The sequence below is a fragment of the Pseudomonas sp. AU12215 genome (genome assembly GCF_001675465.2).
GTDB lineage: Bacteria > Pseudomonadota > Gammaproteobacteria > Pseudomonadales > Pseudomonadaceae > Pseudomonas > Pseudomonas nitroreducens.
This window is the reverse complement of the sequence record NZ_MACM02000175.1, coordinates 1-1,510: the sequence shown is the minus strand read 5'-3', so window position 1 is coordinate 1,510 and position 1,510 is coordinate 1. Positions and strand designations below refer to the sequence as shown.

The 1,510-nt window shown below is 66.4% G+C and carries 1 protein-coding gene; it reads left to right on the top strand.

The genetic code is table 11. The features are described from left to right. On the top strand, positions 1-1,510 hold a 1,510-nt coding region (locus A9513_RS29565; RefSeq protein WP_141678547.1), incomplete at both ends, for a tandem-95 repeat protein.

Here is a 1,510-nt window from a genome sequence, read left to right as displayed (position 1 = left end):
ACCTACCAGGCGAAGGACAACAATGGCGCGCTGAGCGATCCGCAGACCATCACCATCACCGTCACCGGCACCAACGACAACCCGGTTGCCGTGCCGGACATCGCGCACACCAACGAAGACACCGCGATCCGCATCGACGTTCTGGGCAACGACACCGATGCCGAACACGACGCCCTGATCGTCACCGGCGCCAGCGCCGGCAACGGCACCGTGGTGATCAACCAGGACGGCAGCCTGAGCTACACGCCGAAGGAGAACTTCAGCGGCTCCGACACCATCACCTACACCATCAGCGATGGCAAAGGCGGCACGTCCACCTCCACCGTGGCGGTGAGCATCGAGGCCGTGGCGGACAAGCCGAACCTGAGCCTGGACGGCAGCAGCAGCCACCCGAAAGCCACCGGCCTGACCGTGGACACCTGGACCGGCCTGGCCCTGGGCAATGGCGGCAACGGCGCATCGCCGGCCGACCTGCAGGCGAAGATCGACGCAGCCGGCACTCCGACCACCCACGGCTCCACCGACAGCGTGCGCAACACCGACGTCACCGCCGGCACCGCCACCAAGGTCAGTGGCCTGATCTTCCTCGAAGCCGGCCACACCTACACCTTCACCGGCGTGGGCGATGACAGCGTGCGCCTGGTGATCGGCGGCAGCACCGTCGCCGAGGCCACCTGGGGCGGCAGCAGCGGCAAATTCAGCGGCACCTTCACCCCGACCGAGAGCGGCTACTACCCTATCGCGCTCTACCAGCACAACCAGAGTGGCCCGGGCAACTACACCCTGAGCATCTCCGACAATGGCAGCGCCGCGCAGGTACTGGGCACCGGCAGCGCGCAGGTCTACCACGACACCAGTGAGCTGACCGCGGGCGGCGAGCGCCTGACCGACCTGACCGGCAGCAGCGGCCAGAGCCACTACAAGGTGTTCGGCCTCAACGAAGGCAACGAAGACAGCGCGATCAACCTGTCGAAGATCAAGGCTTCGCTGGTCGATACCGACGGCTCCGAGACCCTGTCGATCAGCATCGGCAAGATCCCGGTCGGCGCCACCCTGAGCGACGGCAAGAACAGCTTCACCGCCGACGCTACCCACAGCAGCGTCGACCTCAAGGGCTGGAACCTCGACACCCTGACCCTGACGCCGCCGGCCGACTTCAACGGCACCATCAAGCTGGAAGTCAGCGCCACGGCGACCGAAAGCAGCAACAACGATGCGGCGACCCGCACCGTCGACCTCAACGTCACCGTGTACCCGGTGAACGATGCGCCGACCAGTGCCAACCAGAACCAGAGCACTGCCGAAGACACCCCGCTGACCGGCAAGATCGTCGCCAGCGACGTCGATGGCGACACCCTCAGCTACGCCGTGAAAGCCGGTGCCACACCGGCCCACGGCAGCGTGACGGTGAATGCCACCACCGGCGACTACACCTACACGCCGGCCAAGGACTACAACGGCCCGGACAGCTTCACCGTCCGCGTCAGCGACGGTAAAGGCGGCTTCGCCG